Origin of the sequence: [Pseudomonas] carboxydohydrogena, assembly GCF_029030725.1 — a bacterium.
Lineage (GTDB): Bacteria > Pseudomonadota > Alphaproteobacteria > Rhizobiales > Xanthobacteraceae > Afipia > Afipia carboxydohydrogena.
This window is the reverse complement of sequence record NZ_CP113162.1, coordinates 107,909-132,422: the sequence shown is the minus strand read 5'-3', so window position 1 is coordinate 132,422 and position 24,514 is coordinate 107,909. Positions and strand designations below refer to the sequence as shown.

The 24,514-nt window shown below is 56.9% G+C and carries 20 protein-coding genes; 11 read left to right on the top strand and 9 right to left on the bottom strand.

Annotation, left to right across the window (positions count from 1 at the left end; genetic code table 11):
* Positions 1-15 precede the first annotated feature (15 nt).
* From AFIC_RS00565 to AFIC_RS00550, 4 genes are all read right to left on the bottom strand, one after another.
* The gene (locus AFIC_RS00565) at positions 16-693 is read right to left on the bottom strand and encodes an RES family NAD+ phosphorylase (RefSeq protein WP_275247261.1); all 678 of its coding nucleotides are present in this window, start codon (positions 691-693) and stop codon (positions 16-18) included.
* On the bottom strand, positions 690-1,127 hold the full coding sequence (locus tag AFIC_RS00560) for an antitoxin Xre/MbcA/ParS toxin-binding domain-containing protein (protein WP_275247260.1): 438 nt from the start codon (positions 1,125-1,127) through the stop codon (positions 690-692). The genes AFIC_RS00565 and AFIC_RS00560 overlap by 4 nt, the downstream gene beginning before the upstream one ends.
* 1,216 nt (positions 1,128-2,343) lie before the next feature.
* The gene (locus tag AFIC_RS00555; protein ID WP_275247259.1) at positions 2,344-3,666 is read right to left on the bottom strand and encodes a hypothetical protein; all 1,323 of its coding nucleotides are present in this window, start codon (positions 3,664-3,666) and stop codon (positions 2,344-2,346) included.
* Positions 3,663-5,069 carry a hypothetical protein gene (locus AFIC_RS00550; protein ID WP_275247258.1) on the bottom strand — a complete coding sequence of 469 codons (1,407 nt, stop codon included), beginning with the start codon at positions 5,067-5,069 and terminating at the stop codon, positions 3,663-3,665. Before AFIC_RS00550 ends, AFIC_RS00555 begins: the two co-directional genes overlap by 4 nt.
* A 100-nt stretch (positions 5,070-5,169) precedes the next feature.
* Between AFIC_RS00550 and AFIC_RS00545 the strand changes: the two genes are divergently transcribed.
* A complete protein-coding gene (locus tag AFIC_RS00545) occupies positions 5,170-7,185 on the top strand; it encodes a hypothetical protein (RefSeq protein WP_275247257.1) in 2,016 nt (671 codons plus the stop codon).
* A gap of 688 nt (positions 7,186-7,873) precedes the next feature.
* Here AFIC_RS00545 and AFIC_RS00540 read toward each other — a convergent pair.
* The 3 genes from AFIC_RS00540 to AFIC_RS00530 are packed head-to-tail and all read right to left on the bottom strand — an operon-like array spanning position 7,874 to position 12,647.
* Complete coding sequence (locus tag AFIC_RS00540; RefSeq protein WP_275247256.1) at positions 7,874-11,113, bottom strand: efflux RND transporter permease subunit; 3,240 nt, start codon at positions 11,111-11,113, stop codon at positions 7,874-7,876.
* Positions 11,114-11,116: 3 nt separating this feature from the next.
* Positions 11,117-12,334 (bottom strand): efflux RND transporter periplasmic adaptor subunit, encoded by a 1,218-nt coding sequence (locus tag AFIC_RS00535; RefSeq protein ID WP_275247255.1) that lies wholly within the window; start codon positions 12,332-12,334, stop codon positions 11,117-11,119.
* A gap of 34 nt (positions 12,335-12,368) precedes the next feature.
* Positions 12,369-12,647: a metal-sensing transcriptional repressor gene (locus tag AFIC_RS00530; RefSeq protein ID WP_275247254.1), complete on the bottom strand. Its 279-nt coding sequence runs from the start codon at positions 12,645-12,647 to the stop codon at positions 12,369-12,371.
* Positions 12,648-12,731: 84 nt separating this feature from the next.
* Here AFIC_RS00530 and AFIC_RS00525 point away from each other — a divergent pair, with 84 nt between their 5' ends.
* Entirely contained in the window at positions 12,732-13,010 is a 279-nt protein-coding gene (locus AFIC_RS00525) for a metal/formaldehyde-sensitive transcriptional repressor (protein WP_275247253.1), read from the top strand.
* 13 nt (positions 13,011-13,023) lie between these two features.
* On the top strand, positions 13,024-14,286 hold the full coding sequence (gene dmeF, locus AFIC_RS00520; protein WP_275247252.1) for a CDF family Co(II)/Ni(II) efflux transporter DmeF: 1,263 nt from the start codon (positions 13,024-13,026) through the stop codon (positions 14,284-14,286).
* A 1-nt stretch (position 14,287) separates the two neighbouring features.
* On the opposite strand, the gene AFIC_RS00515 is transcribed toward dmeF, so the two are convergent.
* Positions 14,288-15,169 carry a formate/nitrite transporter family protein gene (locus AFIC_RS00515; RefSeq protein WP_275247251.1) on the bottom strand — a complete coding sequence of 294 codons (882 nt, stop codon included), beginning with the start codon at positions 15,167-15,169 and terminating at the stop codon, positions 14,288-14,290.
* Between the two features lie 281 nt (positions 15,170-15,450).
* A complete protein-coding gene (locus AFIC_RS00510; RefSeq protein ID WP_275247250.1) occupies positions 15,451-17,898 on the bottom strand; it encodes a heavy metal translocating P-type ATPase in 2,448 nt (815 codons plus the stop codon).
* A 53-nt stretch (positions 17,899-17,951) separates the two neighbouring features.
* Here AFIC_RS00510 and AFIC_RS00505 point away from each other — a divergent pair, with 53 nt between their 5' ends.
* The 8 genes from AFIC_RS00505 (at position 17,952) to AFIC_RS00470 (ending at position 24,486) form a co-directional block, all read left to right on the top strand.
* Complete coding sequence (locus tag AFIC_RS00505; RefSeq protein ID WP_275247249.1) at positions 17,952-18,227, top strand: metal-sensitive transcriptional regulator; 276 nt, start codon at positions 17,952-17,954, stop codon at positions 18,225-18,227.
* 85 nt (positions 18,228-18,312) lie between these two features.
* Positions 18,313-18,807 carry a hypothetical protein gene (locus AFIC_RS00500; RefSeq protein ID WP_275247248.1) on the top strand — a complete coding sequence of 165 codons (495 nt, stop codon included), beginning with the start codon at positions 18,313-18,315 and terminating at the stop codon, positions 18,805-18,807.
* Positions 18,808-18,886: 79 nt separating this feature from the next.
* Positions 18,887-19,186 (top strand): hypothetical protein, encoded by a 300-nt coding sequence (locus AFIC_RS00495; RefSeq protein WP_275247247.1) that lies wholly within the window; start codon positions 18,887-18,889, stop codon positions 19,184-19,186.
* A 9-nt stretch (positions 19,187-19,195) separates the two neighbouring features.
* The gene (locus tag AFIC_RS00490) at positions 19,196-20,653 is read left to right on the top strand and encodes a TolC family protein (RefSeq protein WP_275247246.1); all 1,458 of its coding nucleotides are present in this window, start codon (positions 19,196-19,198) and stop codon (positions 20,651-20,653) included.
* Positions 20,654-20,664: 11 nt separating this feature from the next.
* Entirely contained in the window at positions 20,665-22,035 is a 1,371-nt protein-coding gene (locus AFIC_RS00485; RefSeq protein WP_040298074.1) for a multicopper oxidase family protein, read from the top strand.
* A 46-nt stretch (positions 22,036-22,081) separates the two neighbouring features.
* Positions 22,082-22,564: a cupredoxin domain-containing protein gene (locus tag AFIC_RS00480; protein WP_275247245.1), complete on the top strand. Its 483-nt coding sequence runs from the start codon at positions 22,082-22,084 to the stop codon at positions 22,562-22,564.
* A gap of 290 nt (positions 22,565-22,854) precedes the next feature.
* Positions 22,855-23,160 (top strand): copper-binding protein, encoded by a 306-nt coding sequence (locus AFIC_RS00475; RefSeq protein ID WP_275247244.1) that lies wholly within the window; start codon positions 22,855-22,857, stop codon positions 23,158-23,160.
* A 123-nt stretch (positions 23,161-23,283) separates the two neighbouring features.
* Positions 23,284-24,486, top strand: coding sequence for an OpgC family protein (locus AFIC_RS00470; RefSeq protein ID WP_420833351.1), 1,203 nt, complete (start codon positions 23,284-23,286; stop codon positions 24,484-24,486).
* Positions 24,487-24,514 lie beyond the last annotated feature (28 nt).

The following is a 24,514-nucleotide window of genomic DNA, read 5'->3' as shown; positions in this document are numbered from 1 at the left end:
AACGGGAGTAGTCCTCTATATTTCTACGATCACCGGAGACGTAGTCCCATTCCAGGCGAAGAGATAAGTCTTGGCTTTTCGAACATTTCCGACCAAAGCGGGCCGGAAGCATGCGAGGCAAGTCCCGCCAGTGTGCCGAACGCTTGGGTAGATAATGCCAAGGGCTTCATTTTTGAGGAGTGTCTCGGCAAGGTCTTGTGATGCGAGATAGCTGTCGGGATTGAGGCAGTCGACATATTTGGCGTCGCCACGAATGTCGTGAAAGTTGGAGCTGAAGTCCGCGAGGTAATCGTCGTAGGTGATCTCTTCGGTGAGCCAATCGACCTCCGCGAGCTCCACCGACTTATGAAATGCGACTTCGGCTTGGGAAGTCTCAAGGTCAAAGCCGGCATACCACGCGCCGCGGTCGGGGCTGTTGAATCGGCTTCCGCTCGGATGCGCATGGCAGAAAGCGGCATTCACAATCCGGAAGTAGGGAATGCCGAAGACGAGCTCGTCGATGCCTATTCCAGGAAGCCGGTTGTTCTCGGCAAGAAGCCGGTCGTTGGTCGCGTTGTCGAGCTCGAAGATGGCTTCCAAGTGATCATCGTCATCCGCGATTCGGACCAGAACGCTGTCGCCGTTAGCGCTGTATTTGGACGGGATCAGGCGGTGGGTGTCGTTTTGGCGGACAAGCTGTACCCTTGGTGTCACGCGGCGCCTCGTCGTGCGTCGAGCAGGCGACGAACGGTTTGCATGGCCGGCAGACCGCCTTCAACCATGTAGCTGAGAGCCGTCCGGCCGCCAAAGATCGGATTGGTGTTCGGCCGCTGAATCCAGACGTCTGCGAGTTTTTCCGAGTACAGGATGTTGAGCGCTTTAAAAATGCCGATGAGAAAGGACACGCGCGTGAGGGTATCCGCGTCAAGCGTGCGCTCCGGATCCTTTTTCATTCCATAGAACTGGCCGTTGGACACGCCGCCCATAAGGGCGCGCGCGTCCTCGTCACGAACGGACCATTTGTCCATGATGTTGAAGAACGCCTTGACCGCGGCCGGGCTCAATTTCTCGCGCTCGGATTTCTCTGAGAAGTTCACGAGGGCGGACGGCGCGTACCGGGAAGCCGGATAGTGGGGCAAAGCACCCATAGCTCTCTCCATATTTGGAGTATAATAACTCCAAAGCTGGAAAATTCAAGTATTCACCAGAATAGGTAAATAATCCTAAGATTAGAATCTAGGGAGTTCTTAAATAAGCGAGGACACTCGGGATTTAAGAGCGTCGCATGCCGCGCTTAAATTCCTCCTGCAGACGAAAATCCCGTTGTCTTCTTTTTTGAGAGTTCTCGAGACTTCGGAGAATAACGGTGGCGGCGTCCGGCAATGGCCGTGGAGTTGAAGTGGCACGATCGGGTGGCGAAGAGGTTACGGGCTTTTGCGGAGATGGCTCGGGCCTAGTTTCCGCCGATCCGACACTTTTTAGGTCGATAGGAGCAAGACCTGCCGGCGGGATCTTCCGTGGAGAGCGACCTGCAACTGGCCGGGCCCCCGCCCGTTTGTTCTTTTGGGCGAATGTCTCGCCTCGATTAAGAATATTAAAAAGCCATTTGGCCGCAGAGTCTGAAATCAAAGTGTCGGCGCGGTATATGCCGATCTTTTCCGAAAGCTCCTGAAGAAATGATGCCTCACGGAGATTTAGCCCGGGACTTTCAAGGGATTGGGTGATCCGCTTCTCCAGACGTGAATAATTAGATCCGACGTGCATAAGCCTCATCTCGTTCAGTTGAAAGATATAGCGGTCAGCGTGGAGGTTTCGGATAACCCAAGGCTTGTTTTTCTTTGAACCGAAACTTGGTGGACGTTTGAGGAAGGGGTCTGTGTCCGAAGGCACAGCTTCGCCTGCGAGGCGAAGCTGCTTTCCTAAGGGGGCCGAAACTGTGGAGCCACGCCGTCGGTCGGGATTTGGATAAGCGCACCCTATTACGGGTAGGCCGGGGTCATCCGGTCGGCCTTTACGCGCCGCTTCTTATGGCGGGGCTATCACGCGGCACATCCATCAACCGCGCGACTGCTGTGGGTCGGGAGACACCGGAGCCCACTCCTGCGTTGAAATGAGTTTATCTCAACGCTTTTGCCGATGCCCTTCGGCTTGCGATCCGCAGTCTCTTCATAGCCTGGCTAGCCTGAAGAAACGGAGCCCATCGGGGGCTGGCTATTTCAGAGCAACTTTCATTGCTCTGAAACCTCGCCAAGAATCTGTATCCAAGGTGTCACTTAGGAAAGTAGCGAATCCGAGCGAATGTCAGGCGCGAAATATATGGGTCCCGCTGATTGATGATTCGCGCTGAAGAAAGGCGCTCTTTATTTATCCGTCAACTTGAACGAATTGGGCCTCCGGCTGCTTTTCGCGCCGCGGTGCAATGAGCGTCCGATAGCTTTCTTTGTCGTGATCTTGGATAAACGAAACAGCATTTTTGAAAACGGCAATTTCGACAACTGTCTGAATCTCGACGTCAAGTTTTTCAAAGAGGTAGTTGAAAAATTTAAGCGACGTGGGCGTAAGATCACCCGTCCCAGCAGTGACGTTCGCTGCGACGCGGGCCACACCGCCATTGACTTCGGTTGCAAACGTCAGTGTCTGGTCGTCTGGCGACAGTACCATTTCGACAACGACATCATCAGTCCGTTTTTGATTTTTGATTTGGGCGCGTATCCGCGTGAGCGCTTCGTCGAATACAAAACCGTCCGAACGAATTTGCGCAACCGGGTTCTGTAGTTTTGGCAACGCCGGCACATATTCGCCTTGCTTAACACTGATAGTCATCTGACCGTCAGTCAGCTTTTGTCTTTCTTCATTTGAGCAAAGGGTTGTGCGTTCCGGCGCTAGAATGCCCAACAGCGTATTGATTGACCCTGCGAGTTTTCGTTCGACGGAAAATGAGATGTCCTTGATCTCGGTGGAGATTATTTCGCATCCCGCACCATGGATGCCTGCCCTGGCAGCTCCACCACCCACCTGCACTGCGGTATAATCACTTCCCATCACGTTTTCTTCCGCCGTAAAATCACGAAGTCGGCTGATGACTTTTCGAAGGACACGAGGATCAATCGGACGCCCCTCCTCTGAAACATCGGAAGGCCGTTCATCAGGCGGCTGACCTACGGGCGTCGCAGCTGTCAGAACGTAATCCCAGTTGACGGTGAAGGCATCCGCGACCGTGATGATGAAGGCGCCAGTCGAGCCCACAGCCAGATCGATTTCCGGAAATTTGAAAGTTACATCTCCCTCGGTGTCGATGACCCCGAGTGCCGCCAGACCCTTCGTTTCGATATCAAAACTAAGCTGGGTGGCGCCAAGACGCGGCTTCAGAGAGGGATCAAGCTTATATTCTACATCGAGGCTTTCTCCGTTTGCTGCTGCGCTGAACCGTATGCAGTCCTCTGAGACGAACAAACAAAAGTCGTCGCGATCTTTGACCGCTGCGACAGCACGCCAAGCATCTCGAGCTTGTTTAGCTGGCAAAGTAAACCCCACGTTCGAAAACGAAGTCGGGAGGGCCTTCACGCTCAATGTATCTACGTCTGTGACGCTCTCACTGCTTAACACCGCGCTCTCTGCGTTTGAGGAGCTCTCCATCGGCAGGATAACTTCGGCGTTAGTTTCATCGGCGCTTGTATGTGTGCTCATTGTTTAACTCCAGCGCAAAGAAAGAGGTATTCGATCTCCTCCAGCTTCTCTGTGAAACGCACCCCAATCCCGTTTTTTTCAACGATTTCCATTACCACGTTGGGCGACTCGAATTGTCTGAGTGCATGGAAGAGATGTTTGAAATCGAGTCTAGACTTAAAAGAAGATTTGATTTCACCCTCAAAGGCGCAAACGGCGTCGAACAACATCAAGCGCTGGGGCTTTTCGCGCTCGTAACAGCGCAGATGGAGTCTTCGGGAGCCAACCTTCTCGTAGTCGAGCTCAATTAAAGTGTCTTCTTCACCGAATGTCCGCGCCGCCGCTAAAAGACATTTTATCAATGGCTGTCGTGGCAGCAGCACGATGCCATCTGCCTTCATTTTAGGTGTTTCAGGAAGGGCAGCTTCGATGACCTCAAAGCCGAAAACTTTGTGATCGGAGAGAGCAACGCAAAAATTACTCGCATGAGTGAAGCGATAGCCCGGACTAAGCTTCAGGGCAGGCAAGATCAGCCTTAGAAAATACGGGCGAAAGCTAAAATCGAGATCTTGAAATAATTTTGACGCTGCGGTTGCTGCACCCGCCGACGATATTGATCGACAGACACCGTTTTTCAGTTCGACGACCTCGAAGCGTTGCTCCGCAGGATGATTAGTTGCTAATTTCCCCACGAACGTTAAAGCGGAATGTAGCGTGTCCGAGGGTACAAACTCAGATGATTTTACATCATCGAGCAGAGCGAGCCGCTTATCGGTCGGGAATGAAAACTTTCGGTCATGCGGATCTTTGGCGAGAGCCAAGGGACGACTAAAACCCTCAGACGTGAATTCGATCGACCGATCTTTCTCTTTTCCGGTAATTCGAAACGTGCCGAGACCTTTTGTTGCCGCTGCAGCTGCGACGAAATCAGCGAAGTCAAATGCAACGACATGAGGGGCCTCTTGTCTAGGCGTAATGTTCCCATCGAAGTCGTGCGAGATATATTCGATGAAGGCATTGCCATAGTTCGCATGCCAAACAAGCTTTTGATTACCAATCGTCAGACGGCAACGTCGGCTTTGATTGGACAAATGGCGAAACAAAACATCTAAGGTCGCAACAATTTGATGGAGCTCTGTCTCGGGAAGCGCGAAGGCAATTTCGGACTCCTCTAGTGGAGCAGTCAATTCGGGGCGTTGGACACCGGTTGAGGCTTGCGGGATGAAATCGGTCGATAACTGTCCAAAATTGTTTGCTTCGGCGCGGTCTTCTAGGTCGACCAAATCGATCGATTCAAAGTCAAAAATCTCACTGGGATCAAGTCGGGGCCCAAGATCTATATGCGACTGAGCGTCCTGGAAGAGATCTGGCCCGGTATTTTCACCTTCAGCCGAAGGCATTTCAGTTGAAGCATTTTCCGTCATGTGTTTTCAGCAATCTCTGAGTGGAAGTCAGCGATATATAGGTCATTCTCTTGATTCGTTTGGAAAACAGCGACCTTTCTTCACGCCTCAGCAAAGCATCATGAAAACCCTGAGTTTGGCGGAAAAATACCGACCGGAAACGTTCGGTGACGTTTTTGGACAAGAGGCAGCTTCGTCTTATCTTCTCGACCAGGTGCAAGCCGATGCAGGTAGAAGCGTGCTTCTGTTTGGACCTGCGGGGTCTGGCAAAACATCGTTGGCCGAAGCGTATGCGGCTGCTCTTCTGTGTCCGGCGTTGAATAATCGACCATGCGGGTCGTCTGAATGTGAATCCTGCCAATATCTGCGGACGGGCAATCACCCGAATCTGAAAAGGCTGAGACACGGCCATATAGATGATGTCGAATTTGCCAAGCGCGTCGATCGCAGTGTTCGGCTAGAATCGTTCGGGAGTGGACGGCTTGTCGTTTTAGTCGAGCAAGCACAGCTGATGTCGATGCGGGCCTTCGATATCCTGCATGAAGAGATGGCCAGACCTTATCTAGGTGTGACCTTCATCCTTTGTTGCGAGGACCAAGATCAGGTTCCTGCCAAGGCACGCGCTCTATTTTATCCGCTCCCTCTGCACGCACGAACCGCCAAAGCGCAATCGGATTACCTATCGTTTTTGTGCCGCGAGGAAAAAGTGTCTTTTGACTCAGGAGCACTCGAATTGCTGTCTGAGTACACCGGAGGCTCATTTCGGGACTTAGCACGCGATTTGGAAGTCCTGATGAACGAGGGGAGCATTACCCTCCAATCGGTAGAAAGGCTCTTTGGCCGAAAGTTGCCTTCTCGATATGTTAGCCTCGTCTTCGAACGAAAGCCATTTGCTCAACAAGTTGCATTTTTGGACGAATGGTCGGCGCCTGCGCCAGACAAGGTGCGGCAGGTGGGAGACTATCTGAGTACGGTTTTCAGGACGCACATCGGTAGCAGGGCAGATCGCATAAGCTTGGAGCAGCGCGCCGAGTTCGCGACGGATCTGAACAGATGCCTGTCTAGCCTAAAGGAGCAGCCCACTCTGTTTGCTCGCAAATTGCTGCAAATATGGGATCCAGAGCCCGCGATGGGGCCAACGACGCTCCTTCGCAAAGCCAGTGAATTTGAGGACCTGGTGAGTGGTGTATCCATCGGAGACCACGAGCGTGCGAGCGATATTGTCGATCGTTGGCAAGTCACTGCAGAGCGACGACAAAGGTATAGCCGTGAGACAAAACGGGAAGCAAAAGTAAGCTCAGTGCAGAGCGTGGAGACGCCGGAAACCAAATTCTTGAATTTGGACGAGGCAAAGGAGCTTTGGCATTCCGCCTCCTTCATGGTCCAAGCCTATGGTGCGCTCCTCAATACCCGCATTTTGATCCGCCACGAGCATCTTCGGCCGCATAAGAAGGGCGGGTCCGAGCAGCATCTGACTGATTTTGGCAGGGAGCTTCGTGATTTCGTCAACCGAGCGAAGTTATCGGCAGACGATCATCTTCATTGGCTTTATGTTCACCAGAACGATCCGAAGGATGGGCTTATTACTCGAATAGCTGCCCATTTCCCTCCTTGTGCGACGGACGTTTCAAACTGGATTCTGAATAAATTCTTCAGACGGCGCGCTTTAGCGATGAATCCAGAAACTCCGGTTCAAATCGAGTTGTTCCCGAAGAGTCAGCCGTTGGCTGTCCATCTGAATCTCATAAGACAATTATGTGCTGGTTTGGCCCCATCCGATCGAGCCAATCTAGCCTTTTTCAACCGTACGCAGATCGATCATCGCTTAGGTTGGGTGCCAGGTGATAAAATTACGTCTCAGAGAAAAGGTGTTTCGCGGCTTATCGACGTAGATGCTCAGAGGAAAGCCGGAAACGACCTGAAAGTAATTTTCGCAATAGAAAAGCGCGATGTGGATGCCTGTTCGGGGTGGGAATTAGAGCAGTACGAATATCGAAAAATGCTGATCGATGAACGTAACGGCCTTGAAAAGGTGGCTATGCAACACGCAGATCACGAATTGCGTCTTAGGGCTCTCCGTGAACAATGGGCCAAAGGGGAAAAGCTCCGAGAAGCAGGAAGGCCGTTATTTTCATAATATGGATTTTAAAAGGCCCAAGGGGTACAGAGGCTCTGTCGTCGATAAAAGAAATGTTAAATCATATACCTAATTAGACATCGAAGCGCCAAATCATCATTCTGCCCTGAGAATTAAGCACGTCAGTTTTCATAATTTATGATTTTTTATTTTCAGAATACTGACGATGCGTCATTTCCAGTATGTCTGCGGCTGGATTCTAAGACCATTTGGTTCACCACGGTTCATCTCGGTCCAAAATCTCCCATCTGTGGTTCATCCTGATTTGTCGGTTCGCCCCGCCTCCGAGGCGAACTTCAATAAGTCGAGACTAACCGATTTAAATGCGCAATTCGACCTTATGACATAATATGTCGGTATTTCTAACGGCATAGAAGCGCAATTGGCCAATCCCGAAGGGATGCCCGATGGTGTCACCTGCGCCTCGCTCAAACAGGAGAGGGCCAGTGAAATTCACAAAGGTTCTAGTGCTGTCGGTTTCGCCGTTGCTTCGGCGGTCCCAGCATTCGCGACCGACATCTCGGGGCCCAGTTCGACCTTCGTGTAACCCAATTCTTGCGAAATGGGCTGATGCCTACAAAAAGGAAAATGGCATTGGCGTGAACTTCAAGACGCCACGTTGATATCCAATACTTGGAATTCCGCGTGCCATAACATTGCTCTCTATGTCTGCCACTCAAGACCACCTCTACTCAGCGACCCGGCTCGGAACGAACGCGCGGTCGGGTTTTGCCTGATTTTCAAACGGCACGAAGTAAGAATAAAGCGCCGGCAAAACGAGCAGGGTAAGTAGCGTTGCGCTCAACAGACCGCCGATCACCACGGTGGCCAACGGCCTCTGCACCTCCGCCCCGGTACCCGTCGCAAGTGCCATCGGAACGAAGCCGAGTGAGGCGACCAGCGCAGTCATTATGACCGGACGAAACCGCGTCAGTGCCCCTTGGCTGATGGCCGCGCCTGTGTCCACACCTTCCGAAATCATTTTCCGTATCTGGGTGATCATCACCAATCCGTTCAGCACCGCGACGCCGGACAGCGCAATGAAGCCGACAGCAGCCGAGATCGAGAATGGCATTCCGCGCAGCCACAGTGCGGCAACGCCGCCGGTAAGCGCGAGGGGCACCGCGCTAAAGACAAGAAGCGCGTCGCGTGCGGAACCGAGGGCACTAAACAGCAGCAGGAAGATCAGGAGAAAACAGCCGGGGACCACGAACATCAGACGCTGCCGAGCGACGGAGAAATTCTCGAACTGCCCGCCCCAGGAGAGCCAAGTCCCCGGAGCTAGTTTGACCTTCTCTCCAACTGCTGCCTGCGCCTCGGCAACCAACGATCCGATATCCCGCCCACGGACTTCAGCTGTCGCGACGACACGCCGCTTGCCGTTCTCGCGGCTGATCTGGTTGGCACCCTCGGTTTGCTTGAACGTCGCCAGAGTGCGAAGAGGGACAGACGCCATTGCAGCGTTCGCGGTTAGGCGCGGTAATTGAACCGGCAAATTTTCGAGTGCTGCGATGTCGTTGCGCAGATCGTCGTTCAGTCTAACGACGATCTGGAAACGCCGATCGCCCTCGAAGACCAGTCCAGCAACCCGGCCGCCGACCGCGGCCTCGATCACGTCCTGGATTGCGAGCAGGCTAAGGCCGCGGCGTGCGATTTCAGCCTTGTCTATCTTTATCTCCAGGAAAGGAAGACCGGCGGTCTCTTCCACCTTCACGTTCTGAGCACCGTCAATGCGCCGCAGCACATTTGCGATGCTGCCAGCGGTCCGCTGCATTTGCTCGAAATCATCGCCGAATACCTTCACCGCTAGATCCTCGCGTACGCCGGCGATCAGTTCATTAAACCGCATTTCGATGGGCTGGGAGAAGCCGAGTTTGTTGCCCGGCAGTTTGGAGGCTTCCGCTTCGATCTGCTTGATAAGGTCGTCCTTCGTCATCGATGGATCGGGCCACTCGGCCTGCGGCTTGACGATAATATAGGTGTCGGACGCGTTCGGCGGCATCGGGTCGGCGGCGAGGTCCGGCGTTCCGGTGCGGGAGAATACGAATGCCACTTGAGGAAACTTGCTAACGAGACTCTCGATCTGGAGTTGCATCGCCTGCGATTGGGTTATCGACGTACTCGGGATGCGCTTGACCTCCATCACGATGTTCTTTTCGTCCAGCGTTGGCGTGAACTCCTGCCCTAGTCGGGTGAACAGCAAACCCGCAGCGATGAACAGCACTGCAGCGACGGCGACCGCCGGTAGCGGCGACGCGATCACTCGCGTCAACAGCGGCGCATAGCCGGCTTTCAGCTTGCGGATGATGGCATTTTCCTGCTCGTTAACGGGTTTGGTGACGGTCAGTGCAATCATGGCTGGGACGAACGTCAACGAGACAACGAAAGCCGCAAGGAGTGCGATGATGACCGTCAGCGCCATCGGCTCGAACGTCTTGCCTTCGACGCCAGTGAACGTCAGCAATGGCACATAGACGAGGATGATGATGAGTTGGCCGTAGACAGTCGGCCGGATCATTTCGATGGCAGATTCCTTGATGGTCTGGAGCCGTTCGTCCAGCCCGAGCGCTCGCCCCAACTCACGCTGACGTTCAGCGAGATGACGGAGACTGTTTTCTGCGATGATCACGGCGCCGTCCACGATCAGCCCGAAATCCAAGGCGCCCAGGCTCATGAGATTGGCGCTTATCTTGCCCTGCAGCATGCCAGTTGCAGTCAGCATCATGGTGACTGGGATGACGCATGCAGTCACCATTGCGGCCCGCAGGTTGCCCAACAGGAGGAAGAGCACGACAATGACGAGCAGGGCACCTTCCGCAAGATTGGTGGCTACGGTCTCGATCGTGGCATCGACCAATTGCGTCCGGTTAAGCACGGTATGGGCATAGATGCCGGGCGGAAGCGTGCGGCTGATTTCTTTGATCTTCGCATCCGCCGCCGCTGCGACCGTACGGCTGTTGCCTCCGATCAGCATGAGAGCCGTTCCTAGAACGACCTCTCGGCCGTTGACGCTTGCGCTGCCGGTCCGCAACTCCTTTCCGATCACGACCTCGGCGACATCTTTGACGCGGATCGGGACGCCGGCCCGCGTGGCCACGACGATTTGCGAGATGTCTTCGATGTTTTCGACCCGGCCACTGGCGCGGACGACGTAACCTTCGCCATTTTGTTCGATGTAGTTGGCGCCGCGGCTGACATTGTTGGCCTCAATCGCCTCGATGATTTGATTGAGCGACAGTCCAAAGCTGATCAGCTTTGAAGGGTCGGGCTGCACCTGAAACTGCTTGACGAAACCACCGATGGCGTCGGCTCCGGCCACCCCGGGGACCGTCTTCATCTGCGGGCGAATAATCCAGTCCTGCACGGTGCGCAGATACACCGTCCTCTGAAAATCGTCGGTCAGGCGCTCACCTTCGGGCGTCAGGTAAGTGCCGTCGGACTGCCAGCCCGGCTGCCCGTCGCGCACCGGCGTAGTTGCGCCCGGCTTGGCGTATTCGACCGCCCACCAGTAGATCTCACCAAGTCCGGTCGAAATCGGCCCGAGCTTGATGTCCACGCCGGGCGGCAGATTGGCCTTGGCCTCGTTGATGCGCTCTGAGACCTGCTGGCGCGCAAAGTAGATGTTGGTGCGATCGGTGAACACGGCGGTAATCTGGGCAAAACCGTTTCGCGAAAAGGACCGCGTCGATTCCAAACCGGGCGTGCCGGCCAGCACCGTCTCTAGAGCCACGGTGACCTGCTTCTCGATTTCTACGGGCGTCAGTGCCGGGGCCACGGCGTTGACCTGAACCTGGACGTTGGTGACGTCTGGAACCGCATCGATCGGAAGCTTGGTTAGCGACCAGAGACCTGAGGCGACCGCCGCGAGCGTGATCAGTAGGACGAGCCATCGGCGCCGAACCGAAAAATCGATGATGCGTTCAATCATCGCTCAGTCCTCGTCCCGCAGCTTCGAAAGCTCGGCCTTAAGCGGGAACGTGTTCGTCGCCGCGATGGCCTCGCCGGGCGTCAGACCGGATACGATCTCGACGGCCTGATCCTCGCTCTCGCCGACCACGACGTTGCGCTTCTCGAAGCCGTCTTTCGTCCGGACGAACACGATCGGTTGGCCGTCCAGCTTCTGAATTGCGGTCGCTGGCACCGCGACAGCTACGGTCTGCTCATCAAGGACGATCCCCGCCGTGACGAACGATCCCGGACGCCAGGCCTGGTCGGGATTCGAGATTTCAGTCACAACGCGCGCGGTGCGCGTATCCTTGTCGACCAGCGGGCTCACGAAGACGATCTTGCCGATGGTTGTGTCGGCAAGACCTCGCGCAGAAATTTTGACCGATTGGCCTTCCTTGATCAACGGGAGGTCGGAGGAGGCGACAGACAATTCGACCCAGACGCGGCTCAGATCGACCACGACGAACAATTCGGTCTCCAGACTGTCCCGTCCAACGGCTGTGCCCAACTCCACCTTGCGTTCGGCCACCCGCCCAGAGATTGGCGAACGTACATCCTGGCGTCGAAGCGAGGCCTCTGGAGCCTCGGGCACCGCGGTGATCTCCCTTTCGCCGAGGCCCAACGCGAGTAATTTCTGCCGCGCGATCTTGACGCGCATTTCGGTTTGCGCCGCTGCGTTGCGTGAGCGTAGGTATTGCTGTTCGGTGCCTACACGGCTGTCCCAAAGCGTCTTGTCACGCGTGGACAAATCCTGTTGCAGATCGTTTGTGAGCTTGGCTGCTAAGTATTCGCTCTTGGCATCTGCGACCTCGCGACTTTCTAGGACGGCGACCACTTCATCCTTTGCGACATCTTCACCGATATTCTTGCGCAGCTCTGCGACCGTCCCGGATAGCTTGACTGAGACATGCGCGACCAGGTTCGCGTCGGGAACGACCGAACCCGGAACGACGAGACGCTTGGCGATTGCTGCCGGTCCGACATCGACCAGATCGATCTGCGCGAGCTTGATTTGCTCATCGCTCATAGAAAGAAAGCCGGAGATCGGCTCAGGTGCCGACGGCTTCGTCGAAATTGCTCTCTTCGACTGGGGGCCTATTCCGACCGCTCGTTGGGCGATCGTCGACAGCCCCGGAGTGAACGCGAAAATCGCGGCTCCTGCCGCGAACGCAAGCGCAACGATTGTCGAGCGACTCATCATGATACTCTTCCGACGTGCTGCCAGCGCGGCACCGTCACAGATATTTGGAAATGGCCTTGAACTCGTCGACGACGGTTCTTGTCGATTTGCCGGGGCCGCTCACGGCGAGATCGAGGCAGTGGTCCACGTGGTCGTGGATCAGCGTTCTCTTCGCCTCGCCAACGGCCTTCTCGACGGCATGAAGCTGTTGAGCCAGATCCAAGCATGACCGACCTTCGTCGAACATGCCGATGACACGGCGAAGGTGTCCCTCGGCGCGACGGAGTCGCTTGACGATATTGGGATGAGTTTCGTGCACATGAACTTTTGCCATCCGTGGACCTTATCCTCCCCGGGGGGATAAGCCAATCCGGAGCGCGGAGGTTGCTAAGGTTAGGGGAGTAGGCTATATTGTCGCATGAGTCACACCGTCCGAGAGAAGAAGAAACTGCTTGCTCGCGTTCGTCGTATTCGCGGTCAGGTCGAAGCCATCGAACGCGCTCTGGGCGACGAGGCCGAGTGCGAGCGCATTATGCATATGATCGCCGGCATCCGCGGCAGTGTCGCGGGTCTGATGGCTGAGGTGGTCGAGGATCACATCCGCACTCATCTGGTCGATCCCCAGAAGAACCCCGGCGCGCTCAATGCGGATGCGACGGATCAATTGATCGAAGTCGTTCACACCTACCTGAAGTAAGTAAGGGCACGCCATGACCGCCGACCGAACGATCGATCCTCTCGCTGTGCATGATCACATTTTTTTGGGAGAGGACCACGACAAGGCAGCGCGCCGGACTTGGGCGGTCATCGCGCTGTGCACGGCCATGATGATCGCTGAGATCGTCGGCGGTGCATTATTCGGATCGCTGGCTCTGATCGCCGACGGTTTGCATATGTCGACACACGCCGGCGCACTTTTACTGGCGGCGTTGGCCTACACGTATGCACGCCGATATGCGGGCGATCGGAATTTCACTTTCGGCACCGGGAAGTTCGGGGATCTCGCCGGATATAGCAGTGCGATCATATTGGCGATGATCGCCTTGCTGATCGGTTACGAGGCGGTCTCGCGTTTTCTCTCCCCGGTCGCCATCAGTTTCAACGAGGCTATCCCGATTGCCGTGCTCGGTCTTGCGGTCAATCTGGCAAGTGCGTGGCTGTTGTCCGGCGGTCATCACGGGCACGACCACGGGCACGGGCACGGCCATGAGCATCCACACGATCACGGTGATGATATTCGCCGGATAAATCTCGGGTCCGGAGCCGGCGTGATCGAACTTGAGATTTTTGAAAGCGGTGTGCCGCCTCGTTTCCGATTGCGGCTTCCGGATGGCTCGCGGTTGCAAGTTTCACACGTCGCCGTTGAGACCATAAGACCCGCCGACAGCAGACAGACATTCACGTTCGCGGATCGTGGAGATTATCTGGAATCGCTCGATGAGATTCCGGAACCTCATGAGTTCATGGTCAAGCTTCGTCTGAAGCATGACGATCAGTTCAAGGAATTTGAAGAACGTTTCGCAGAGCACGATCACAATGCGCCTGCGGGCGCCCATCATCGTGACAACAACATGCGCGCCGCGATCGTCCATGTCGCGGCCGATGCCGCCGTGTCGGTGCTGGTCATCGTCGGGCTTCTCCTCGCGCGCACCTTCGGATGGCTTTGGATGGATCCGCTCGCCGGCTTAATCGGCGCTGTCGTCATCGCGAACTGGTCATTCGGTTTGTTGCGCGACACCGGCGGTATCCTGCTTGACCGCAATCCGGACCCGCGGATGACGGAAAAGGTCAGACAGACGATCGAAGGCGACGGAGACCGGGTGACTGACTTGCACCTCTGGCGACTGGGACCCGGACACCTTGGCGCCATCGTGTCTGTTTCGACTACGAAAGCGCGTGATGTTGGATACTACCGCGAGAGATTGGCCAGATTTTCCGATCTCTCGCATCTAACAATCGAAGTCCAACGGTAGATCAGGGGCCAGAGCCTGATTGATCGTCTTCGATCATGGCGCTGTGCTTTGAGCCGAAGGAAATCCATAACGGCATGGTGACGAGCAGAAATCCCCCGAGGAGATTTCCGAGGGCAGCAGGGAGGATGCTCCAACCCATTGCCACCCCCCATCCGGGTCCCATTCCAGCCCCGGCAGCAAGCGAAAAATACGCCATGTTTGCCGGGCTGTGCTGAAATCCCGCAGCGACGAACAGCGACACAGCGAGGAACACGGGGACGAACCTGTCGATGATCGTACGTCCCATTGTGGCGAAGAAGGCTGCTAAACCCACGAGCCAGTTTGCGAGCATCCCGGATAGGACGGCCTGAATCCATCCATTGATACCGCCGATTTCGCGATACGCCATTTTGGTCGAGACAATTTCCGCCAGCCGCGAAGCCATTTCGGGCGGGTAGGACTGCACTGTCGGCACGAGATAACCAATTGCCAGCGCGCCAACCAGATTGGCGACAAACGCCAATACCCAGAATCGTCCCGCTTTCGCCAGGAGAGCTCCTTTGGAGTAGTGAAGTAAGGTCACAGGCATGACGACGTTGATTTCGGTGAACAGCGCAGCTTGCGACTGAATCACGAAAAAGAATCCGGCACTAAAACCGAGGCCCTCAAGCAACCGCCGCGGGCCCTGCGTGTCCACCCCTGCGGAGAGAAGTACCGAGAACAGCGCTCCCAGGGCAATCAGTGCGCCAGCATATGCCGCCATCACGCAGACATGAGTGAATGGTGCATCCAGCATGCGCCGTCCGCTGGACATCGCTATTGCCTCGATGGCGTGCCTTGCATCAAGATACTGGGCCGGCGGCACGTTGGTCGTCCGGCCGGATGTAGGTTGTTCCGCGCCCATGGACTGTCTCCCTTGGTCTTGCGTCCAAGACGTCCAGCTTCACGTTCTTGACGGGCATCGCAGTCAAAGAGCGGATTCAGCAGATATCAAAATTGACTGGAAGCGATGTCGATTGTCAATCGACATCGGTTCGGAGCAGCTTCAAAAACGAGGTGACATCTGAATGCGTCTCCCCGTGAACAGATATGGTCAAGGCTCGGATATGAACATCTTGGGGCTCGATCATCTTCGAACTCAGCGAGTACTCAATCGCAGATCCGCTAAGTTCGAGCAGCCACACCTCACAAGTTCACGGACTTCAATCGGAGCGCATTGCCCACGACGCTGACTGAAGATAGCGCCATCGCCGCCGCGGCAATGATGGGTGACAGTAGCAATCCGAACGTCGGATAGAGGACGCCGGCCGCGATCGGAATTCCGGCAGCGTTGTAGATGAACGCGAAGAACAGGTTCTGCCGGATGTTGCTCATCGTCGCTTCGGAAAGACGGCGAGCGCGAACAATTCCCATCAAGTCGCCCTTAAGAAGGGTTACTCCCGCGCTTTCCATCGCGACGTCGGTGCCGGTGCCCATCGCGATGCCGACTTCGGCTGCAGCAAGGGCAGGGGCATCATTTACACCGTCGCCGGCCATTGCGACAATGCGACCCGACTTCTGCAGATCGCTAACGACTGCACTCTTCTGATCCGGCAACACTTCTGCCTCCACATCGGGGATGCCGAGCCGTTTCGCGACCGCATTTGCCGTCGTTCTATTGTCGCCGGTCAGCATAATGACCTTGATGCCTTCTGCCGCCAGCGCCTTCAAGGCGTCGGGCGTCGATTGCTTCACTGGATCGGCGATTGCAAACAGGCCCGCCAACTTTCCATCGAGTGCGATATTGATCACGGTTGCACCTTCACCGCGCAGGATTTCGGCTTGTGACTCCAACGTTTGTGTCTGGACACCTAACGATTTCAAATAGGCCGCATTACCAAGCAAGACCGATTTGTCCTCCACCCTGCCGGTTACACCTTTGCCTGTTGGCGAGTCGAATTCCTCCACATTAATCAATGTCAGATTGCGCTCTTTGGCCGCCCGTACAATGGCATCGGCCAGCGGATGCTCGCTGGAGCGTTCGACACTGGCCGCCAATCGCAGGAGTTCATCTTCTTGAAATCCCGCAGCGGCAACGATGGAGACGACCTTTGGCTTGCCTTCGGTGAGCGTACCCGTTTTATCGACCACCAGGGTGTCGACCTTCTCGAGACGTTCCAGCGCTTCAGCGTTCTTGATCAACACGCCAGCATGGGCACCACGCCCGACGCCAACCATAATCGACATCGGCGTGGCCAGCCCGAGGGCGCACGGACATGCGATGATCAGAACGCTGACAGCCGCCACGAGACCGAACGCCAGGCGCGGTTCGGGCCCGAAAATCCACCAGGCGGCGAAGGCGACAAGCGCCGCGACGATGACTGTTGGAACGAACCATCCGGCAACCTGATCCGCGAGCCGCTGAATCGGCGCGCGCGAGCGCTGGGCCTGCGCCACCATCTGCACGATCTGGGACAACATGGTATCGCGACCGACCTTCTCGGCCCGCATCACGAAGCTGCCGGATTGATTCAGGGTGCCTGCGATGACCTTGGCATCGGCCTCTTTGGTGACGGGCATGGATTCTCCGGTCACCAGGGACTCATCGAGCGATGAGCGCCCCTCAAGGATAACGCCGTCGACCGGCACCTTTTCGCCGGGCCGGACGCGCAGTTTGTCACCCACGTTCAGGCCGTCGAGCGGGACTTCATGATCGGTGCCGTCCTCTGCAACGAGGCGCGCCGTCTTCGGAGCGAGGTCGAGCAGAGCCTTGATCGCTCCCGACGTTGCCTCGCGGGCACGCAATTCGAGCACCTGGCCCAGCAACACCAGAACGGTGATCACGGCCGCCGCTTCGAAATAGACGGCAACGGCACCATCGTGTCCGCGAAACGCGAGCGGAAAGATCTGCGGGGCGACCGTGGCGACGACGCTGTAGACGTAAGCGACGCCAGTCCCCATCGCGATCAGGGTGAACATGTTGAGGTTGCGGGTCACCAGCGACTGCCAGCCGCGCACGAAGAACGGCCAACCCGCCCAGATCACGACCGGTGTCGCCGAGACGAGTTGTATCCAGTTCGACAATGTTTGGTCGACCCAGCCGTGGCCGCCGACCAAATGCCCGCCCATCTCAAGGACGACTGCAGGCAGGGCGAACACCAAGCCTATCCAGAACCGCCGGGTCATGTCCGCTAACTCGGGATTCGGTGCGGCGTCCAGAGTTGCCACTTCGGGCTCCAGAGCCATGCCGCAGATCGGGCAGCTGCCGGGTCCGATCTGCCGGATCTCGGGATGCATCGGGCATGTGTAGATGGTGCCTTCCGGAACAGGCTCTTTCGGTGCGGCCTTGGACTTATCGAGATACGTTTCGGGGGCGGCGGCGAACTTCGTACGACAGCTGGCCGAGCAGAAATGGTAGGTGTGACCTTGGTAATCGAACCGGTGCTTGCTCGTCGTCGGATCGACGGTCATCCCGCAAACTGGGTCCACGACCTTTCCGTCTCCCGAAACGGGATGGTGGTGATGCTCATGAGCGTCGTGATCATGGCCGCCACCGCAACAAGCTGCTTTGGTTTCGTCAGGGCCCGGTGTCGCGATCGTTTTCGAGGAGCAGCCGCATTCTCCTTTGGAATTAGCCTTTTCCGGACTGGTCATCTAAGTCTCCTGTGGGACTTGCAACTTATACCCTATGGGGGTATATAGGAGGAATGCGCAAAGACATCAAGACTTCGTGCCAGAAACGCCTCAGCCGGATTGAAGGTCAGGTCCGGGGCCTTGCTAAGATGGTGGATGAAGACCGGTACTGCATCGATATCGTAACGCAGATCTCCGCCGTTCGTGCCGCTCTGCGCCGCGTTGAGGAAGAGGTGTTGAAGGATCATGTCGCCCATTGCGTCGAGCATGCGATCGCGAGTGGCGACAAAGCGGATCAGCGCCGCAAGATCGCGGAATTGATGGCTGTAGTTGGACGGACGGAACGATAAGCTCTAGGTTCCATCTTGGCGGTACAAGGATTCGCGACTATGGTTGCAAATTCGGACACGGCAAATCGAGGGTACTAACGCGTTAATGTTGGTCGGACTTACCAAGACGCAACGGCGGAAAGCAGGGTGGTTCATCGCCCTGGCTTATCTGTTTTGCGTGATGGCGCCGACGTTGTCCTTCGCCTTACCAGGCAGTCAGGCAACGCCTTACTGCCTGACTGACGATGATCATGTGCCGGGCATGGTTCACGTGCACAACGATCATATGCATAGTGAAGGCGCGATCCACGTCCATAAGGACGGGAATGCTCATCCTCATTCCGGCATCGAGACCCACGCGAGTTCATCCGCAGATCATGATGCGAACCTTGTCGCGTTGAAGAGTGATGTCGGTTCGACAAAGGCGCCGCATTCGGCGGATGGAAAGTGTTGTGGCCTGATTTGCGTCACCGCGCTCCCTGCGCCCGCGCTCCTCGCCGTGGCACATCCGTCAGTGCCGAAGGCCATCCAAGCTTCCGACAACCATCGGAAGCTTGCGGATAATTCGCCCCCACAGCTTTATCGTCCCCCCAATTCCTGACCTGACAACAGCGTGACGCGGCGCCGTACCCGTTCGGGGTACGCGCACCTGTGGTCCATCGTCAGTTCAGGAAACATCTATGTCAGCGCAAATTGGGGCGATCGTCGCCGCCGTTGGTTCGGTGGTGCGCGAAATATTCGGAAGAACACTTAGAGCATTTGCAGGCGTGGCTTTGGCGGCTATGACACTGGGCGGCTGCACGGTACCGACTGGGCCGCTCGTCGGCGCAGACCCTGCTGATGCTGGGGCAAGAGTCGCGGGCGTCGGCTACCGATCGACCATCGCTCCTTATACCAGCCTCCGCCCGACCACGCCTACCGGCTGGGCGGAGCAGAACCAGCGCGTCACCCCGTCACCGAAATCCGGGCACGAGCACTAGGAGCGCGTCATGAAAATTATCCGTGGCGTGCTGCCGCATCAGAGCCTCCTCCGAAACAATCGGTCGGCGTTGGCACTCACCGTTTCCCTCCTTCTTTCTGGTTGTGCGACCTTCTCGCCGGATCTGGGAATGGGCGTCGTCGCCGATGTCGCCGACCATACGATCAAGAAGGATGTGATCGCGATCCGCTCGGTGGATGAGGCGCAGCAGACCAGCGACAGAGTCAAGCATTTGCTACGCCGGACGCTCAATGTTGATACCGCCGTTCAGGTCGCGCTGCTCAACAATCGCGGCTTGCAGGCCGCATACAATGAATTGGCATTGGCGGAAGCCGATCGTGTCCAGGAAAGCCTGCCGCCCAATCCGACGTTCTCAGTCTCGCGCATTTCGGGCAATGGCGCGACCGAGATCGAGCGCCAGATCGTGGGAGACATCCTCGCACTTGCGACGCTACCGTTCCGATCCGAAATCGCAAAACAGCGTTTCCATCAGGCACAGCTTCGCGCCGCCCTGGAAACACTTCGCCTTGCCGCCGATGTCAGACGTGCTTACTACCGCGCGGTTGCCGCAAACGAACTGGTCGGCCTTCTTAGCGACGCCAAGGCCACCGCCGAATCCATCGCGCAATTGTCGAAGAACCTTGGCCAGACCGGATCGATGAACAAACTCGATCAGGCGCGTGAGCAGGTCTTCTATGCGGAAACCACAGCGGACCTTGCGACGGTGCGTCAGGAAGCGACCAGTTCGCGCGAAGCTCTGGCACGGCTGTTGGGGCTGTGGGACGGCGATCTCAATTTCAAGCTGCCGAGCCATCTGCCGGCTTTGCCGCCGCGTCCGCAGACCTTGCCACGCATCGAAGTCGACGCCGTTGAACACCGTATCGATCTACAGATCGCCCGTATCGAACTGGTTGCTTTGGCAAAAGCGCTCAATCTGACGGAAGCGAGCCGTTTCGTCACGCTGCTCGATGTTGCGGGAATTTCGAAGACCACCAGGAACCCCGATGGCTCCCGGTCCCGCGAACGCGGCTTCGACATCCAGTTCCAGATCCCGATCTTCGACGGCGGCGAGGTCCGGGTGCGGCAAGCGAGCGAGACCTACAACCAGGCCTTCAATCGTCTGACCGAGAAGGCGATCAACGTGCGCTCGGAAGCGCGTGACGCGTACCGGACGTATCGATCGAGCTATGAGATCGCCCGGCAGTACGAGCGCGAGGTTCTGCCGCTCCGGAAGATTATCACCGAAGAGATGCAACTGCGCTTTTCGAGCATGCAGGTGGACGTGTTCACACTGTTGACGGAAGCGCGGCAGCGCACCGCCTCATTGCGCGCGGCGATCGAAGCCAAGCGCAGCTTCTGGCTCGCCCAATCCGACCTGCAGACCGCCGTCAACGGCGGCGGCTCGGGAGAAACACCAACGAAGTCCAGTCCGACGACGACCGCCCAGGCCGGCGGCGGAGGCAATTGATGGAGACCAACATGCTATCGCGAAGAGGATTTTTGGGAACGGCCGCGCTGGTCGGCGCGAGCGCCGTCAGCGGTCGCGTGCAGGCGGCGAACATTCCGGAAGCGCCGATCATGGACAAGGTGACGATGCAGCCGCCGCTGCATCCCACCAGCGGTCCGGATTACCGCCCGGTCGTGACCCTCAACGGCTGGTCACTGCCCTGGCGGATGAATGGCGACTGGAAGGAATTCCATCTCGTCGCGGAGCCCGTGGTGCGAGAGTTCGCCGACGGTATGAAGGCGTATCTGTGGGGTTACAATGGCCAGGCGCCGGGCCCGACGATCGAGGCCGTCGAAGGCGACAAGGTCCGCATCTTCGTCACCAACAAGCTGCCCGAGCATACGACCGTGCATTGGCACGGCATGATCGTGCCGAACGGCATGGACGGCGTCGGTGGTCTCAATCAGCCGCATATCAAGCCCGGCAAGACCTTCGTCTACGAGTTCGAGATGAAGAACAGTGGGACGTTCATGTACCACCCGCACTCCGACGAAATGGTGCAGATGGCAATGGGCATGATGGGCATGGTCATTGTGCACCCGCGCGATCCGTCGTTCCGTCCGGTCGATCGCGACTTCGTCTTCATCATGAGCACCTACGACATCGACCCCGGGACCTATCTGCCGAAGGTCAACGAGATGACCAACTTCAACATGTGGACGTTCAACAGCCGCGTGTTTCCGGGCATCGATCCGCTGCCGGTGCGGCTCGGCGACAGGGTACGGGTCCGGATCGGCAATCTCACCATGACCAACCATCCGATTCACCTGCATGGACACCACTTTGCAGTGACCTGCACCGACGGCGGCTGGATTCCGGAAAGCGCTCAGAGGCCGGAGACCACGACGGACGTTCCGGTCGGTGCGGTTCGGGCGTTCGATGTGTTGGCCGACAACCCGGGGGACTGGGCACTGCATTGCCACAAGTCGCACCACACCATGAACGCCATGGGCCACGACATGCGCAACATGATCGGCGTCTCGAAGAAGGATCTGGCGAAAGCGGTCGGCAAGCTGGCGCCAGACGCCATGGTGATGGGATCGACGGGCATGGCGATGGGCGAGATGGAAATGCCTGCGCCGGACAACACGCTGCCGATGATGACGGGCTCGGGACAATTCGGGCCGATCGAGATGGGCGGGATGTTCACGGTGATGAAGATCCGCGAAGGCATGGCCCGCGACGATTACAGCGATCCCGGGCCCTACAAGAACCCGCCTGGCACCGTCGCATATGAAGTCGATGCTCCGGCCGCGGAGCCGGTCCGACCGCAGAACGGCAAAGACGATGCGGGCGCTGCAAAGATGAAAGGCATGAAAGGCATGAAGATGAAGGGGATGTGAGTGCGACGTTCAGACCGAATGTTTCACCGAACGAAGGAGACGCGACATGAAAGAACTGCATCGAACTGGCGTCGCATTATTTGCAACACTGATCTTGGCGGCGCCGGCATGGGCCGGGGCAGGGCCTGCCGGACATCAGGACGACACGTTTTCGGCTGGTGAGCCGGGCGAGGCGAATAAACCAGCACGGATCGTTCAAGTGACGATGGGCAAAGCCGATGGCAAGATGACGTTCACGCCGAACAAGATCGAGGTCAAAAAAGGCGAGCAGATCAAGTTCATGCTGCGCAACAACGGCGAATTCGACCACGAGTTCATTCTCGCGACCACGGCCGAAAATCTCAAGCATGCCGAGTCGATGAAGAAAAATCCCGACATGGAGCATGATGATCCGAACGGCAAGCGCCTGGCGCCGAAGAAGACCGGCGAGATCGTCTGGAAATTCACGAAGAGTGGCACGTTTGAATACTCTTGCCTGATTCCAGGTCACCGCGAGGCGGGAATGATCGGCACGGTTGTCGTCAAGTAACCCGCATGATTGCCATGCAGGGAAGACCAACGGAAATTTATGGCTCCGGGCAACGGAGCGAACGATCGAGCCATATTCTGTCGGGAGTCCATTTCATCGGCATTCAAAAAAACTCGTGAACAAGCGAGGCGATCTACTTGCCGTCCGAAAATTCACTGCTGCCTAAACGTGACCGAGCGCGTGGTCGTCGGAACTGTTCATCCTCCGCGACGCGCACAACAGGATACACCGCGGGCGGCGTGAAAGAAGACCTTCCAAGGGAAGGTGCAGTAACTGAAGAGGAGTAAAAAATGAAAACACGTAACATCATAGCGGGAATTGCCGCGTTCGCTTTCGCCTTGTCGTCCTCCGCTGCATTGGCGCAGGCGGACATGGTGAAGGGTGAAGTCAAAAAGATCGACGAGTCCGCGGGCAAGATCACCATGAAGCACGGGCCGATCAAGAACCTCGATATGGACGAGGACGGCATGACAATGGTGTTCCGCGTCCAGGACCCAGCGATGCTGAAACAGGTCAAGGTCGGCGACAAAGTGCAATTCCAGGCTGAACGAGCAACGGCGGGCATCACCGTCACCAAGATCGAGAAGCAGAAATAGCACCCGGCAGTTCGACGCCGTCGATCTCACGTCGGCGGCGTCGGATACGGCGGAGTAGAAGTTCGCATGGAGAGCGACGGCGTTGGAAACAGAACGAAATTACACTGGACCGGAAGGGCCGCGATGAGCCTCGTCATGCCCGGTGCGCCCATATCGATGCCGACGGAGAGAGCGATCACAAAGGAGCGAGAAAGTTCACCCGCCAAGCGTGACCTCCGGCTGGATCTGTTCCGTGGATTGGCTAACTGGGCGATCTTCCTGGATCACATTCCGAACAACTTGGTTGCCTGGATAACCACGCGAAACTACGGCTTCAGCGATGCGGCGGACGTTTTCGTGTTCATTTCCGGTTACACCGCCGCGTTCATCTACGCACGCAGGATGGCCGCGCAGGGATACCTCGCGGGGACGGCCCTGCTGGTCCGCCGCGTTTGGCAACTTTATGTGGCGCATGTCCTGTTGTTCGTGTTCTACGCCGCCGCCATTGGGTATGTCGCGCAAGACTACGGACATTCCCACCTTCTGGACGAATTCAACGTAGCCGGATTGATCGAGCAACCAGTGGCGACACTTACGCAGGGACTCCTTCTCAGGTTCAAGCCGCTCAACCTGGACGTCCTGCCTTTGTACATCGTGCTGATGGCTGGATTTGCACCGTTGCTGATGCTGATGATGCGAGCTCCGGACGCGGCGCTGGCTGCGGCAATTTTGGTCTATGTGCTGGCGCGTCATTTCGGCTGGAATTTCCCTGCGCATCCTTCCGGCGGCTGGTACTTTAATCCGTTCACATGGCAGCTTCTGTTCACGATGGGCGCTTGGGCGGCATTGGGAGGCGCCTCCCGGGCACAGGCGTTGGCTCGCTCCCGAATGATCCTGACCGCGAGCGTGGCTTTCGTGGTTTTCGCATTCATCGTGACGGTCGGCGCTCGCCTTGGGCTATCGGCGTTGTCGCCTATGTTCAATGTTCTCAGTGAGAAAACCAATCTCGCGCCCTATAGGATCCTACATTTTTTAGCCCTTGCCGTGATCGTGGTTCACCTCGTTCCACGAAACTGGAAAGGTCTCGATTCAAAACTGGCTCGCCCGGCCATCGTGTGCGGGCAGAGATCGTTAGAAGTGTTCTGCACGGGGATTTTCCTGTCGTTCGTCGGGCATTTCATTTTGGAGATGTATTCGGACCGCCTGCTTACCCAAATTGGAGTGAGCGTTGGTGGAATTCTTCTGATGACGGCCGTCGCGCTCTATCGGACGTGGTCCCGAACTCTTGACGCGCGTTCTCCCAACGCTCCGGTCACGCAACGCAATCAGCCGGAAAAGGGAGAATGAATGATGCACCCACCGGTCATCGCGTTTT

Coding starts and splice junctions, on each gene's coding strand:
- AFIC_RS00560 (WP_275247260.1), bottom strand. CDS start 1,127: ATGGGTGCTTTGCCCCACTATCCGGCTTCCCGGTACGCGCCGTCCGCC.
- AFIC_RS00555 (WP_275247259.1), bottom strand. CDS start 3,666: ATGAGCACACATACAAGCGCCGATGAAACTAACGCCGAAGTTATCCTG.
- AFIC_RS00550 (WP_275247258.1), bottom strand. CDS start 5,069: ATGACGGAAAATGCTTCAACTGAAATGCCTTCGGCTGAAGGTGAAAAT.
- AFIC_RS00545 (WP_275247257.1), top strand. CDS start 5,170: ATGAAAACCCTGAGTTTGGCGGAAAAATACCGACCGGAAACGTTCGGT.
- AFIC_RS00540 (WP_275247256.1), bottom strand. CDS start 11,113: ATGATTGAACGCATCATCGATTTTTCGGTTCGGCGCCGATGGCTCGTC.
- AFIC_RS00535 (WP_275247255.1), bottom strand. CDS start 12,334: ATGATGAGTCGCTCGACAATCGTTGCGCTTGCGTTCGCGGCAGGAGCC.
- AFIC_RS00530 (WP_275247254.1), bottom strand. CDS start 12,647: ATGGCAAAAGTTCATGTGCACGAAACTCATCCCAATATCGTCAAGCGA.
- AFIC_RS00525 (WP_275247253.1), top strand. CDS start 12,732: ATGAGTCACACCGTCCGAGAGAAGAAGAAACTGCTTGCTCGCGTTCGT.
- dmeF (WP_275247252.1), top strand. CDS start 13,024: ATGACCGCCGACCGAACGATCGATCCTCTCGCTGTGCATGATCACATT.
- AFIC_RS00515 (WP_275247251.1), bottom strand. CDS start 15,169: ATGGGCGCGGAACAACCTACATCCGGCCGGACGACCAACGTGCCGCCG.
- AFIC_RS00510 (WP_275247250.1), bottom strand. CDS start 17,898: ATGACCAGTCCGGAAAAGGCTAATTCCAAAGGAGAATGCGGCTGCTCC.
- AFIC_RS00505 (WP_275247249.1), top strand. CDS start 17,952: ATGCGCAAAGACATCAAGACTTCGTGCCAGAAACGCCTCAGCCGGATT.
- AFIC_RS00500 (WP_275247248.1), top strand. CDS start 18,313: ATGTTGGTCGGACTTACCAAGACGCAACGGCGGAAAGCAGGGTGGTTC.
- AFIC_RS00495 (WP_275247247.1), top strand. CDS start 18,887: ATGTCAGCGCAAATTGGGGCGATCGTCGCCGCCGTTGGTTCGGTGGTG.
- AFIC_RS00490 (WP_275247246.1), top strand. CDS start 19,196: ATGAAAATTATCCGTGGCGTGCTGCCGCATCAGAGCCTCCTCCGAAAC.
- AFIC_RS00485 (WP_040298074.1), top strand. CDS start 20,665: ATGCTATCGCGAAGAGGATTTTTGGGAACGGCCGCGCTGGTCGGCGCG.
- AFIC_RS00480 (WP_275247245.1), top strand. CDS start 22,082: ATGAAAGAACTGCATCGAACTGGCGTCGCATTATTTGCAACACTGATC.
- AFIC_RS00475 (WP_275247244.1), top strand. CDS start 22,855: ATGAAAACACGTAACATCATAGCGGGAATTGCCGCGTTCGCTTTCGCC.
- AFIC_RS00470 (WP_420833351.1), top strand. CDS start 23,284: ATGAGCCTCGTCATGCCCGGTGCGCCCATATCGATGCCGACGGAGAGA.